The following is a 13,291-nucleotide window of genomic DNA, read 5'->3' as shown; positions in this document are numbered from 1 at the left end:
CCTAGTCGGCGTGCATGCTCTTGTGCAGGCGGCGCAGCGCCAACCAGACCCCGGCCGCCACCAGCGGCACCATCAGCCCGGTCGCGACGTCGGTGTTGATCGGCGCGCCGGCCGCCTTCAGCGCCTTCGCCGCGTAGCTGAGCAAGCCCACCGAGTAGTAGGAAATGGCCACCACCGACAGCCCCTCGACCGCTTGTTGCAGGCGCAACTGCTGCGCCGCGCGCCGGTTCATCGACTGCAGGATGCGCCGGTTCTGGTGCTCCTGGATGATGCCGACGCGGGTGCGCAGCAAGTCATTGGTGTGGGCGATGCGCCGCGCCAGCGCTTCCTGCCGGCCGGCGATGGCGGCGCACGTGTTCATCGCCGGCGTCAGGCGCCGTTCCATGAATTCGCCCACCGTCGGAATACCCTCGATGCGCGTCTCGCGCAATTCCTCGATGCGCGCGTGGACCAGGCGGAAGTAGGCTTGCGAGGCCGAAAAGCGGTAGTTGTTGTCCAGCGACAGCTTCTCGACGCGCGCCGCCAGCCGCGTGATGTGGCCCAGCAGCGCCTGCTCCGGGTCGGCGTCCTGGGCCGAGCGCTCGGCGAAGGTGTTGGCGCTGGTGTCGTCGATGTCGACCATGGTCGCCGTCAGCGTCGCCAGCTCCTCCTCGACCGCGTTCAGGGCCGGCGCCGCGGTTTGCGCGTACGGCAGGCCGAGCAGCGCCATCATGCGGTAGGTTTCGATTTCCAGCACGCGCTGCACCAGGCTGCCGGCCTGCTGCTCGCGCAAGCCGGCGTCGCGCACGACGAAGCGGCTGAAGCCGTCCGACTGGATCAGGAAGTCGGTCCACACCTCGCCGCCCTGCAACACCTGGCTGCCGACCAGCAGGCGGCCCTCGAAGACGCGCTGCAGGTCTTGCGCGAATTCGTCGGCCGGGGTGGCGCTCTTGTCGAGCACGACGTGCGCGGCCACCATGATCTTGCCCTGCAGGCTGGCCAGCCAGTCCTGCGGAATGTGCATCAGCGGCACCCGCGCGAACGCCTCGCCCAGCGCGATGTTGCCCTGGTGCGGCTCGGCGAAGGTGTAGGTGGCGAATTCGGTGTGGCATTCCCACTTCAGGCGGAAGCGGCCGAAGTCGTGGTAAAAATATTTGGCGTCGGCGTGCGGCGCGGCCACGCCGAAATGCAGGCACAGCGCCGCCAGCATCGTCTGGCGCCCGGCCAGATTGGCGCCGCGCGGCTCGGCGCCGTCGCGGCAATACACGGCCAGGTGGCTGATGCTCTCGGGGGCCTCCAGGCGCAGGAAGGGCCGCGAATGGACTTCGGCGGCCAAGGGGATGCGCAGCGCGTGGTTCAAATTGGAATAACGTATCGGTATCGGATTGGCGGCTAAATTGGACATGGTCGGTGACTTGGTTGTAAGCGAAAGGCGTGCGTTTAACATTGCCTCGGGCGCATGGATGGCGCCTACCCGGAGCAACGCGGCGCACCAGTTGGTAACCAGTGTCACGCCAACATCTTGCAATGATTCCAAATATTATGCAATGATCATCCCCCGCGCGGCGCAATCCAACAACACCCGCCCGCCTATCGACACAATGTATGAGGAAGATCATCGGCACCGCGCGCGACATCATGAAGAAAATGGCACTGGGTGCCATTTTCGCTTATCAACGCCATCTGTCGCCGCTGAAAGGCTATTGCTGCGCCTATCGTGTGCGCACCGGCGGCGCCAACTGTTTTTTTGGCCGCGCCTGCGGCCCCTTATACTTAACCCATCTACCCCACCCATGCAGATCGACTTCCAGCCGCCGCTCCAGCGCGCGTTGCGCTTCACAGCAACGCCGTCCGCCCCCACCTATTTCGCGGCGGCGCATGCGCGCCAGCCCCGGCGACGCAGGGGGGCGGCGTGATCCTGCGCGAGCGGCCGTCCGGGCTGCGCCTGTTCCTGGTGTTGCGCGGCTCGGTGCTGCCGCGCATCCGCCTGACGCTGTTCGTCAACGTCCTCTTCGCCAGCCTGGTGACGCTGTGCCACGGCGTGCTGTTCGACCAGAAGGTCACGCTGACGACGATCCCGTTCACGCTGATCGGCCTGCCGCTGGCGATCTTCCTCGGCTTTCGCAACAACGCCGCCTACGACCGTTACTGGGAGGGCCGCAAGCTGTGGGGCGAGCTGGTGCACCGCTGCCGCAGCCTGTCGCGCCAGTGCCAGAGCCTGATCGGCGCGGCCGCGCCGGCAAGCGCCGCGCTCGGCCTGGACGACGTGCGCGTGCGCATGATTTACCGCGCCATCGCCTATGCCCACGCGCTGCGCCAACACCTGCGCGACCTGCGCCGGCACGAGGAACTGCAGGCGCTGCTGCGCCCGGACGAGTGGCGCGGCGTCGGCGGCAGCGCCAACGTGCCGGACTACCTGATGCTGCACATGGGCCGCGACCTGCGCCTGTGCCTGGAAGAAAAGCGCCTCGACGGCTGCCTTGGCGCGGCGATCGACGCCACGCTGTCGCAGATGGCGGCGGCGGCCGTCGGTTGCGAGCGCATCAAGACCACGCCGATCCCGTTTTCCTACTCGCTGCTGCTGCACCGCACCGCCTACCTGTATTGCTTCCTGCTGCCCTTCGGCCTGGTGGACGCGCTCGGCTTCATGACGCCCTTCGTGGTCGGCATCGTCGCCTACACCTTCTTCGGGCTGGACGCGCTGGGCGACGAGATCGAGGAACCGTTCGGCCTCGACAGCAACGACCTGCCGCTCGACGCCATGTGCCGCACCATCGAAATCAACCTGCGCGAATCGCTGGGCGAGAGCGCGCTGCCGGCGCCGCTGCGCGCGGTCGACTACTGCCTGAGCTGAAACGCGCGCTTGACCTTGCCACGATGGGAAGCGCTAGACTGGCGTTTCAATGCTATTTTCAGGAGTCCTTGCCATGTATGAGTTACAAGTCGAAGAAATGAGTTGCGGCCACTGCGTCGGCGCCGTCACGGCCGCCGTGCGCGCGCTGGACCCGCAGGCGCAGGTGCAGGTCGACCTGGCCGCCAAAACCGTCACGGTGCGCACCGGCGTCGCGCTGGCGCGCGTGCGCGGCGCCATCGAAGAAGCCGGCTACCCGGTCGCCGCCGCGCACTGAGCCGGTCGCGCCGGGCCGGGCGCGCCGCCCTGCCCGGCCCAAGGAACCGCGCCGCGCCGCGCCGGTCTAACACCGACTATGTGTTTTACCGGGAGCGGCCGCCATGTCCGAGCCATTTATCATTCAAGCGCTTCGCAAGGAAGCGATTCCCCTCGCCGCCGACTTCAACGCCGAGCCTTTGCTGGAACTGATCGGCGACGCCGGCGTCGTGCTGCTGGGCGAGGCCAGCCACGGCACCCAGGATTTCTACCGCTGGCGTTCGGCCATCAGCCACCAGTTAATCGTCGAAAAAGGTTTCGACGCGATCGCCGTCGAAGCCGACTGGCCCGACGCGCTGCAAGCGAGCCGCTAAGCCCAACTGGCCAGCAGCGAACGCAGCGCCGACCAGGCGCTGGGCGGCTTCCAGCGCTTTCCGCAATGGATGTGGCGCAACGTCGAAGTCATTGAATTCCTGTCCTGGCTGCGCCTGCACAACGCCCAGGTGGCGGCGCCGGAATGCCGCATCGGCTGGTACGGGCTGGACCTGTACAGCCTGCGCAAGTCGGCGCACGCGGTCATCCGCTACCTCGACCAGTCCGACCCGGGCGCGGCGCGGCGCGCGCGCGAGCGCTACAACTGCTTCGACCACTTGGCGCAGGACCCGCAGCACTACGCCGCCGCGGCCCGTTTCGGCCTGCGCAAAAGCTGCCAGGAGGAAGTTCTGGAACAGTTGCTGGACATGGCGGAACAGGCCGCCGGCCACTTGTCGCAGGACGACGGCAGCGTGCCCGACACGCTGTTTTACGCACTGCAGAACGCGCGCGTGGTGAAAAACGCCGAATACTATTACCGCGCCATGTTCGAGAGCCGCGACCAGTCGTGGAACGTGCGCGACAGCCACATGGCCGACACGCTGGACGCGCTGCGCGCCCACCTGAGCCGGCACAAGGGCAGCCCGGCCAAGATCATTGTGTGGGCCCACAATTCGCACCTGGGCGACGCCCGCGCCACCGAAATGGGCCAGCGCGGCCAGCTCAACCTGGGTCAACTGGTGCGCCAGCAATACGGCCCCGACGACTGCTTCCTGCTCGGCTTCACCACCCACACCGGCAGCGTCACCGCCGCCAGCGATTGGGACGGCCACGCCGAACTGAAGTCGGTGCTGCCGTCGTTGCCGGACAGCGTCGAGCGCCTGCTGCACGACACCGGGCTGCACAATTTCCTGCTGCCGCTGCGCGGGCGCAAGGCCTTGGCCACGGCCGGCATGCGCTACCTGGAGCGCGCCATCGGCGTCATCTACCGGCCCGACAACGAGCGCCTCAGCCACTACTTCCACGCCGACCTGGCGCAGCAGTTCGACGCGGTGATCCACATCGACCACAGCAGCGCGCTGCGGCCGCTGGAATTCTCGCCGCACTGGAGCGCCCGGGAAGAGGTGCCGGAAACCTATCCGTTCGGCGTGTGAGCGCCGGCCGGCCTACTTGGCCGGCGGCGGCGCGGCGCTTGTGAGGTCCAGGCCGCAACCGGGGCAGGCGCGCAGCTTGTCGGCCAGGCCGAGGCCGAAGCGCTGCTGCGGCAGCTTAACCTTGCACTTCGGACACTTCGCGGTGAAGTGGATGTAAGCGGTGCTGGCGACCACGCCGGCGAAGGGAAACAGCATCAGCGCCTGGGCGTAGGCTTTCGGCAAGAACAGGCCGACCAGATAGACGGCGAAGCAGGCGAAGCCGGCCAGGCGGGCGGCGACGATTTTCCGCTGCATAGATGAGGCAATACTCAATTCGATATCCTTACATGAAAAATGGCGCCGCCCAGCGACCCGCTAGTGGTCAAGCTCGGGATAGCGCCGGAAAATGTCTTCGTCGTTGAACGGCAGGCGCCGCTTCGACGCCAGATAGGCGGCAATATTCGGACGCCGCGCCACCCGCTCGTGCAGGCCGACCAGTCCGGGATAATCGCGTTCCAGCCGCGCCATCGCGTTCGGAAAGGCGTAGCGCAAGCCGGCGATCATCTGGAACATCGACAAGTCGACATAGCTCAGCCTGGCACCGACGAGAAAACCGCCGCGGCGCGGGTTGTTGGCCAGCACCAGTTCGAAATAATCGAGGAACTTGGCCAGCCGCTGCCCGGTGAACTCGCCGGCGCGCCGCCGCGCCTCCTTCTTCTGGTCCGCGTAATACAGGTTGACCGACACCGGGTGGTGCGTATCATGCACCTCGCCCAGCAAATCGGCAATGGTCAGTTGCAACTGGTGCGCCCACAGCCGGCCCGCCTCGGCGCGCGGCGCCAGGCCCAGGCGCGGGCCGAGAAACAGCAAAATGTTGGCGGTCTGGCCAATCAAGGCTTCGCCCGCCTTCAATAGCGGCGGCGCGAACGCCGGCTGGCCGCCGGCGCCGCCGTCGAGGCAGGCCAGCAGCGCCGGCATGCCCATACCCTTGCGAGCCGGCATGCGCGCGACGTCGACGTAGTCGGCGCCGGCCTCTTCCAGCGCCAGCCGGACGAATTCGCCGCGGCCCTGGATGGTCGGCCAGTAATACAGTTCGTAACGCATCGCGCCTCCGGCATGGTTGTCAGAATTGAATTCTAGCGACAATCATAACCCGGCGGCGGCCAGCGTTTATCGCAAAAGCGACAAAGCGCGGGGCCGGCCGCGGCCGCCGCGCCGGCACGGTTATAATCGATATCGACCTTCCCACTATGCAACATTGCCCGCAGCCACCCCATGACCCCGATTCCCCCGCTTGAACTCCACGTCGTCCTCCTCATCGCCGCGGCCGGCTTCGTCGCCGGGGTGCAAAACGCGCTGGCCGGCGGCGGCTCCTTCATCACCTTCCCGGCGCTGCTGTTGGCGGGGCTGAACCCGCTGGCGGCCAACATCACCTCGACGGTGGCGATGTTCCCGAGCCAGACCACGTCGGCGGTGGCGGGGCGCAAACTGGTCGACGACGTCGGCCCGCTAAGTTTTCGCAACATGTTCCTGATCAGCGTGGCGGGCGGCATCCTTGGCGCGCTGCTGCTGCTGAGCACGCCGGCGACCTTCTTCGCCCGCATCGTGCCGTGGCTGGTGCTGTTCGCCACCAGCGTATTCGCCTGGGGCACGTTGCGCCGCAAACCGCTGCACGCGGCCGGCAGCATGCCGCTGCCGGTGCTGATCGGCGTACAAAGCTGCATCGCCGTCTACGGCGGCTACTTCGGCGGCGGCATCGGCTTCCTGATGCTGGCGGCGCTGACCATCGCCGGCATGCAAGTGCGGGCCGCGACGGCGACCAAAAACATGCTGGCGATGGCGATGAACGCCGCCGCCACGCTGATCTTCGCGTTTTCCGACATGATCAGCTGGCCGGCGGCGTTCGCGCTGGCCAGCGGCGGCATCGCCGGCGGCGTCTGCGGCGCCTGGCTGATCCACCGCCTGCCCGAGCGCATCATGCGCGGCTTCGTCGTCCTCATCGGCGCCCTCCTCACCGTCTGGATGTTCATCCGCTAACGCAACGCGACAGCCCCTGGGGCCAGGTCTCGATGTGGCGGTTTGTGTTCCAACGGAATGAAAAACGCCATTCCGATGGGTAAAAATGGGTCCATGGCGATTCAATGCATCAGCGGGAAAATGACGAGTCCGATCGCCGCGGCGCCGGCGACCACAAATGGCTCTTGCAGCTTTTTGAATTTCCACAACAGCAGGATCGTGGCCGCAGCGATCAGCACCGAGGGCATATCGACAATCGAGCGCTTGGCGATGACGATGACGGAGCCGGTGATCGCGCCGATGGCCGCTGCCGTGATGCCGTCAACGAAAGCGACGACGCCGGGAACCTTGCCATACTTTTTGAAGTACGGCGCCGGAATGATGGTGAACAAGTAACAGGGAATGAAGGTGGCCAGCGCGGCAACGCAGGCGCCCGGCAATCCGGCAATCAGGTAGCCGATGAAACCGACGGTGATGACCACCGGGCCCGGCGTGATCATGGCGACCGCCACCGCGTCGACAAATTGCTTGTCGGTGAGCCAGTGATGTTCCGTGACCACGCCGCCATACAGGAACGGCACGATCGCCAGACCGGAGCCGAACACGAAGGCGCCGGCCTTGGCAAAGAAGATGCCGACCGTCGTCAGCAGCGACGCATCCACGGCACCGTGCAGGCCGCCCGCCAGCGGCAGTTGCATCAGCGCCACCGCGTTCAGCTTTCCTTTGCGGAGCCATTCCGGCGGCGCGCGCAGCAGCCAGACCAGGATGCCGGCGGCGATGAACAAGGAGGCCACCTCGGATTCGGTGACGACCGTGACTATGGCGAGCAGCAGGAAGATGGCCCACAGCAGCTTGTCCTTGCCAATGCTCTTGGCCGCCAGCTTTCTTGCGCTCATCGCGATGATGCCGACGACGGCGGAGCCGACGCCGTAAAAGACGGCCTGCATCCAGGACAGCCCGCCGAAGCGCGTATAAGCCCAGCCAAGCGCGACCACCATCAAGAAAGACGGCATCACGAAAGCGAGGCCGGCCAGCGTCGCCCCTAGGATACGGTAGTGCACGTAGCCCATATAAATACCGAGTTGCGCCGCCAGCGGCCCCGGCGCGAGCTGCGCAAGCGCCAGGCCTTCCTTGTAGTCGGCTGCCGTGATCCAAGCTCGTTCCTCGACCAGGTCGCGCTGCATATAGCCGACCAGTGCAACCGGCCCGCCGAAGCCGAACGTCCCCAGGCGCAACATGTACAACACCATCTGCCACAGAGTATAGGACGGGCTTGCCGCAGTCGATTCGGTGGTGGTCATGCCTGTCCTTGCGTCTGTGGATGGTCGCTGGAAAAGTGGGCGTACAGGGAGTCGAGCACGACGCCGACTTCGGCCAATAGTTGGTCGTCGCTTGTAGTACGCTGTCGCGCGCCGGCCAGCATCGCCTCGAAACCGCTCGCCTCCGGCACGAAGCCGTCGCCGACGTCCAGTGTATGCACCAGGGCGCCAAGCCGTACCAAGGCGCGATCTTGGTCGAGCCCGAAACTGCCGAGCAATACCTCGAAACTGACCTTGTCGCCGATGTGGGTAAAGGCGGCGCCGTCGAAGTCGAAGCCGAGCGCGTCGGCCGGGCAATGCGCGGGCGCGTCGAGCCACAAGAAGCGCGCCTGCCGGTCGATGAAGCGCCGGATCAGCCAGGCGCTGGCGACGCGGTCGACCCACAGCCGTCTACGCGTGGCCCATGTGCGTCCTTGATAGTCGTCGATATCGAGGCGCGCAATCCCGGCGCGCACCGGCTGCGGCTCGTCCGGCGACAGGATGCTGTCGGCGGCGCTGACGAAATCCATCCATGCCGCTTCCGCCTGGGCACCCGCGTCATTCGGAAAATAGTCGATGGCGCGCACTATGTCGTAGTCGCGCCGCAGCTTGCGCATCAGTTTTGTGATGGCCGGCGGCGCCATGCTGGCCAGCCTGGACCGACCGGCCGAGACTTCCTTGAGCCATTCGTTGTACACGCCGCCTCGGTCGAACAATGCGCGGTAGGCCTCGCTGTCGGCGTCCGATTGCGCATGCGCCGTCAACAGCCATGCGCTGCCGCCCTCGCGGACGGTTTCATCGGCGAGCTGCTGCAGCGCCTGCTGCGTTTCCGGCGTATCGGGAAGGAGGTAGGCGCCGTCGCGCAAGGCGCCGCAGCCAAGTGCCTTCAGCGCGCGCCAGATACGCATGCGCGCCGTGGCACTGGTCGATGGCAGGCTGATCACAAGAAGCAGCCACTGTGGTGTAGGTGAGTTCATCTACATATAATAGTATATTGTCCTTATCGTTACAATAAATGTAGATGTATCTTATATTTTTAACGTCGGACCGGCGTCGTCCGGTCGTTCATGCTGGACAGGTTGTGTAGGATCGGGCAGTCGGGCTGGTCGTTGCCTTGGCAGTCGCCCGCCAGCTCGCTTAGGGTGCAGCGCATCGCGGTCAGTTCGGCGATGCGCTCGTCCAGCTCGGCAACGTGCGCCAGCGCGATGCGTTTGACGTCGGCGCTGGCGCGGCCGTCGTTTTGCCACAACGATAGCAGGTCGCGGATCTGTTCGAGCGCGAAGCCCAGCGTGCGCGCCCGTTTGATGAAGCGCAGCGCGTGCAGGTCGCCGTCGTTGTAGGTGCGGTAGCCGGCCTCGCTGCGCGCGCTCGCTTTGAGCAGCGCGATGCTTTCGTAGTAGCGTATCATTTTGGCCGTGATGCCGCTTTCTTTCGCCGCTTGTCCTATGTTCATTGTTTTCTCCCTTGCATGGCGCCGCCCGGACGCCAGCGCCGCAGCAGCAGCGCGTTGCCGATCACGCTCACCGAACTGAAGGCCATCGCCGCGCCGGCCAGCATCGGGTTGAGCAACCCGAACGCCGCCAGCGGGATGCCGACCAGGTTGTAGATAAAGGCCCAAAACAGGTTTTGGCGTATTTTGTTGTAGCTGCGCCGCGCGATGTCGATGGCGTCCGCCACCAACGCCGGGTCGCCGCGCATCAGGGTGATGCCGGCGGCGTGCATGGCGACGTCGGTGCCGGTCGACATGGCGATGCCGACGTCGGCCGCCGCCAGCGCCGGCGCGTCGTTGATGCCGTCGCCGACCATCGCGACCCGCTCGCCGGCCCGTTTCAAGGCTTCGATTGTAGCCGTTTTGTCGGCAGGCAGCATTTTCGCGGCGACTTCGCCTATGCCCAGCAGGCCGCCGACGGCGTCGGCGCTGCCCTGGTTGTCGCCGGTGAGCATCAGCGTGCGCAGGCCCAGCGCGTGCAGGCGCGCGACGGCGGCGCGCGCGCCCGGTTTGACGCGGTCGCTGAAGGCGAACAGGCCCAGCAGTTGCGGCTGCGGCGCGCCCACGGCCAGCCACGAGATGGTGTGGCCGCCGTCCTCCAGTGCGGCGGCGCGCGCGGCCAGCGGCGCCAGGTCGACGCCCTGCTCGCGCATCAGGCGGGCGCTGCCCAGTTTCAGCGCCAGGCCGTCGACGCTGGCCGTCAGGCCGCGCCCGGGCAGCGCCGCCAGCGCCGTCGCCGGCAGCGGCGCCAGCGCGCGCGCGGCGGCGGCGTCGAGCACCGCGCGCGCCAGGCTGTGCTCGCTGCCGTTCTGGATCGCGGCGGCCAGTTGCAGCAGCCTGTCTTCGTCGACGCCGTGCGCCACCAGATGCGCCAGCGCCGGCCGGCCCTCGGTCAGCGTGCCGGTCTTGTCGAACACCACGGTGGTGACGCCGTGCGCCACCTCGAGCGCCTCGGCGTCCTTGATCAGGATGCCGTAGCGCGCCGCCGCGCCGGTGCCGGCCATGATCGCCGTCGGCGTGGCCAGCCCCAGCGCGCACGGACAGGCGATCACCAGCACGGCGACGGCGTTGATGATGGCGCGCTCCGGCGCGCCGGTGGCGAACCACCAGCCGGCCAGGGTCAGCAGGGCCAGCAGCAGCACCACCGGCACGAACACCGCGCTGACGCGGTCGACCAGGCGCTGGATCGGCGCTTTCGCCGCCTGCGCGTCCTCGACCAGGCGGATGATGCGCGCCAGCGTGGTTTCGGCGCCGACCGCCGTGGTGCGCACCAGCAGCAGGCCGTCGGCGTTGATGGCGCCGCCGGTGACCCGGTCGCCGGCGTGTTTGTCGACCGGCAGGCTTTCGCCGGTGATCAGCGCTTCGTTGACCGCGCTGGCGCCCTCGACGACGACGCCGTCGACGGCGACGCGCTCGCCGGGGCGGATCACCACCAGCTCTCCGACCTTGACCTGGGCCGCCGCCACGTCGACGTCCTGGCCGCCGCGGCGCACCCGCGCCGTTTCCGGGCGCAGCAGCTGCAACGCGCGGATCGCCGCCGTGGTCTGGCGCTTGGCGCGCGCCTCCAGCCATTTGCCCAGCAACACCAGCGTGATGACCACGGCCGCCGCTTCGAAATACAGCGCGTGGCCGCCGCCCCCGGCCAGCAGCCATTGGTACAGGCTCAGGCCGTAGGCCGCGCTGGTGCCCAGCGCCACCAGCAAATCCATATTGCCGCTACGCGCCAGCAGCGCCTTCCAGCCGGCCCGGTAAAAGCGCGCGCCGAGCCAGAATTGCACCGGCGTGGCCAGCAGGAATTGCGCCGCGGCCGGCAGCATCAGGTGGCGGCCCGTCCACTCCAGCAGCATCGGCGCCAGCAGCGGCAGCGACAGCAGCGCCGCCAGCAGCACTTTGGCGCCGTCGCCCAGACCCGGCTTGGCGGCGGCGCTGGCGACAGCGCCGCCGGGTGCCGCCGGCGCCGCGGCGTGGTAGCCGGCTTTTTCCACCGCGCCGATCAGGGCGTCGATGCCGGCGTCGCCGGTCAGCGTCACGCGCGCGCTTTCGGTGGCCAGGTTGACGCTGGCGGCGAGCACGCCCGGCACCTTGCGCAGTACCCTTTCGACCCGGCCCACGCAGGACGCGCAAGTCATGCCCTCGATGTCGAGCGCGACCTCGCGCTGCGCCAGCTGGTAGCCGGCCTTGTCGACGGCCTGGCGCAAGCTCTCCAGCGCCAACGGCGCGTCCGACTCGACCCGCGCCGTTTCGCTGGCTAGGTTGACGCTGGCGTGGCGCACGCCCGGCACTGCGGTCAGGGCTTTTTCCAGGCGGGCGACGCAGGACGCGCAGCTCATGCCAACAATGCCCAGCGTTTGCGCATGGGCGGGGGCGGTGAAATCGGGGGCGGGCTGGTTCATGGCAACGTATCCTTATGGTGCGCGATACGGCAAGGATCAACTATCCAATGATGGGAAGGTCAAGCGAATTTTTCAAGGGGGGAAGAATGCGGCAGGTAAAAGGGTGGACACATTCTTGTGCCCACCCGAGAACGTCAAGTACTAGCGTCCTGAATCACGGATTCGTTGAATAAATATGACGACAATCGCCGCGATGCTGCGTCGCAAATGCGGCGCGGCACAGCAGCGCCAGCCATGCCTTAATTGCAGAATGTCTTCTTGATGCCATCATTTTTTTCCACTCCCTGTTCATTGCTTGTTGATCTCGCGTCGTCGATCACCCTCGCCACGCCGCCCTTGTCGTTGGCCGACTCCGGTTCCGACGCCACCGTTCCCAGCGGCGGCATCTGCGCCGGCGCCGGGTCCAGCCCGCCGGACGAGCTGGTGTTGATCAGGTTAATGGTCGTGTTCAGCGCCTGCGTCAACGGCGCGACCTGCACCGGCGTCGCGCCGGTGCCGCTTTCCACCACCGGCACCGCGCCGCCCGCGAAGACCGAGCCGGGCGCCACCACCGCGCCTTGCGGCGCCGACAGCAGCACCGAGGCGCCGCTGATGCTGGCGCCGCCGCCGGCGACGATGCTGCCGCTGGCGGTGGCGATATGGATGCTGCCGGCGCTCGCCGTCAGACTGGACGTGCCGTCCAGCGTGACGCCGCTGCCGGCCGCCAGGGCGATATTGCCGCCGGCGTTCACGCGCGCCGCGCCCTGCAGCGCAATGCCGGTGCCGGCGCTCATGCTGACATCGCTCAGCGCGGCCAGCCGGGCGCCGTCGCCGAGCACGATGTCGGTGCTGGCCGACAGGTCGATGTCGGCGCCGCTGATGGCGCCTTCGACCTGGATCGGGCTGTGCGCCGTCAGCGAGACGTTGCCGCCGTTGGCGTTGATGGCGTGGCTTTCAATGCCACCGGTGTTGTCGATGACGATGTCGCCGGCGCCACTGCTCAAGGTACCCAGCACCAGCGTGCCGGGCTTGCTGACGTTGGTCAGCGCGATGCCGCCGGCGCCGCTGTTGCTGGCGCTGAAGCCGCCGACGCGGTTGCCGGCGTTGCTCAACGCGACGCCGTTTTGCGCCCGCGCCACCAGGTTGGCGCTGACCACCGGACCGCTCTGGCTGATGCGCCCGGCCTCGGCGAACAGCGACACGCTGGCCGCGCTCAGGTTCGAGAACGCCAGGTCGCCGCTGGCCTGGACGATCGCCAGCGCGCCGTCGACGCCGAGGTTGCCGGCGCTTTGGCTGAAGCTGCGCCGCACGTTCAAGCCGCCGCCGCCGCCGACCACGCCGCCGCTCTGGGCATAGTCGTCGACCGTCAGGGCGCCGCGCAGCACCAGGTTGCCGCCGCTGATGTTCAGGCCGGGGGCGCCGCTCAGCAGCGAGCGGTCGGTGGCGGCGTAACCCAGGGTCAGGCTGCCGCCGCTGACGCTGAGTCCCTGGCCGCCGTTCAGGTTGCGGATGCTGGTGGCGCCGGCGCCGGCGTTGTAGTTGACCACGCCGCTGCCCGTCAAGTTCACGTCGAGCACGTTGGCGCC

Annotated in this window: 12 protein-coding genes and 1 pseudogene; 5 read left to right on the top strand and 8 right to left on the bottom strand. The window is 67.4% G+C overall.

Annotated elements, in window-relative coordinates; genetic code table 11:
• Position 1: 1 nt before the first annotated feature.
• Positions 2–1,360, bottom strand: coding sequence for a DUF3422 family protein (locus ACFDR9_RS15355; protein WP_026132341.1), 1,359 nt, complete (start codon positions 1,358–1,360; stop codon positions 2–4).
• 531 nt (positions 1,361–1,891) lie between these two features.
• Here ACFDR9_RS15355 and ACFDR9_RS15350 point away from each other — a divergent pair.
• From ACFDR9_RS15350 to ACFDR9_RS15335, 4 genes are all read left to right on the top strand, one after another.
• On the top strand, positions 1,892–2,833 hold the full coding sequence (locus ACFDR9_RS15350; RefSeq protein ID WP_409031546.1) for a bestrophin family protein: 942 nt from the start codon (positions 1,892–1,894) through the stop codon (positions 2,831–2,833).
• A gap of 73 nt (positions 2,834–2,906) precedes the next feature.
• A complete protein-coding gene (locus tag ACFDR9_RS15345) occupies positions 2,907–3,107 on the top strand; it encodes a heavy-metal-associated domain-containing protein (RefSeq protein ID WP_409031545.1) in 201 nt (66 codons plus the stop codon).
• A gap of 103 nt (positions 3,108–3,210) precedes the next feature.
• A complete protein-coding gene (locus ACFDR9_RS15340; protein WP_409031544.1) occupies positions 3,211–3,459 on the top strand; it encodes a hypothetical protein in 249 nt (82 codons plus the stop codon).
• Between the two features lie 6 nt (positions 3,460–3,465).
• On the top strand, positions 3,466–4,551 hold the full coding sequence (locus tag ACFDR9_RS15335) for an erythromycin esterase family protein (protein ID WP_409031560.1): 1,086 nt from the start codon (positions 3,466–3,468) through the stop codon (positions 4,549–4,551).
• Between the two features lie 12 nt (positions 4,552–4,563).
• Here the strand turns inward: ACFDR9_RS15335 and ACFDR9_RS15330 are convergent, their stop codons facing one another.
• On the bottom strand, positions 4,564–4,863 hold the full coding sequence (locus ACFDR9_RS15330) for a zf-TFIIB domain-containing protein (RefSeq protein ID WP_157406377.1): 300 nt from the start codon (positions 4,861–4,863) through the stop codon (positions 4,564–4,566).
• A gap of 42 nt (positions 4,864–4,905) precedes the next feature.
• A complete protein-coding gene (locus ACFDR9_RS15325; RefSeq protein ID WP_409031543.1) occupies positions 4,906–5,634 on the bottom strand; it encodes a glutathione S-transferase in 729 nt (242 codons plus the stop codon).
• 171 nt (positions 5,635–5,805) lie between these two features.
• Between ACFDR9_RS15325 and ACFDR9_RS15320 the strand changes: the two genes are divergently transcribed.
• On the top strand, positions 5,806–6,567 hold the full coding sequence (locus ACFDR9_RS15320; protein WP_017874423.1) for a sulfite exporter TauE/SafE family protein: 762 nt from the start codon (positions 5,806–5,808) through the stop codon (positions 6,565–6,567).
• A gap of 101 nt (positions 6,568–6,668) precedes the next feature.
• Here ACFDR9_RS15320 and ACFDR9_RS15315 read toward each other — a convergent pair whose 3' ends face one another.
• From ACFDR9_RS15315 to ACFDR9_RS15295, 5 genes and pseudogenes are all read right to left on the bottom strand, one after another.
• Positions 6,669–7,847: a chromate transporter gene (locus tag ACFDR9_RS15315; RefSeq protein WP_409031542.1), complete on the bottom strand. Its 1,179-nt coding sequence runs from the start codon at positions 7,845–7,847 to the stop codon at positions 6,669–6,671.
• On the bottom strand, positions 7,844–8,821 hold the full coding sequence (locus ACFDR9_RS15310; protein WP_409031541.1) for a chromate resistance protein ChrB domain-containing protein: 978 nt from the start codon (positions 8,819–8,821) through the stop codon (positions 7,844–7,846). Before ACFDR9_RS15310 ends, ACFDR9_RS15315 begins: the two co-directional genes overlap by 4 nt.
• 59 nt (positions 8,822–8,880) lie before the next feature.
• The gene (gene cueR / locus ACFDR9_RS15305) at positions 8,881–9,297 is read right to left on the bottom strand and encodes a Cu(I)-responsive transcriptional regulator (protein ID WP_409031540.1); all 417 of its coding nucleotides are present in this window, start codon (positions 9,295–9,297) and stop codon (positions 8,881–8,883) included.
• Positions 9,294–11,726, bottom strand: coding sequence for a heavy metal translocating P-type ATPase (locus ACFDR9_RS15300; RefSeq protein WP_409031539.1), 2,433 nt, complete (start codon positions 11,724–11,726; stop codon positions 9,294–9,296). The genes cueR and ACFDR9_RS15300 overlap by 4 nt, the downstream gene beginning before the upstream one ends.
• A 239-nt stretch (positions 11,727–11,965) precedes the next feature.
• A pseudogene (locus ACFDR9_RS15295) lies at positions 11,966–13,291 on the bottom strand (hypothetical protein); the annotation flags it as partial.

The sequence above is a fragment of the Janthinobacterium sp. CG_23.3 genome (assembly GCF_046115965.1).
In the GTDB taxonomy this organism is placed as follows: Bacteria; Pseudomonadota; Gammaproteobacteria; order Burkholderiales; family Burkholderiaceae_D; genus Janthinobacterium.
Note: the sequence above shows the minus strand (reverse complement) of the source record. Positions and strands in the feature narration are given on the sequence as shown.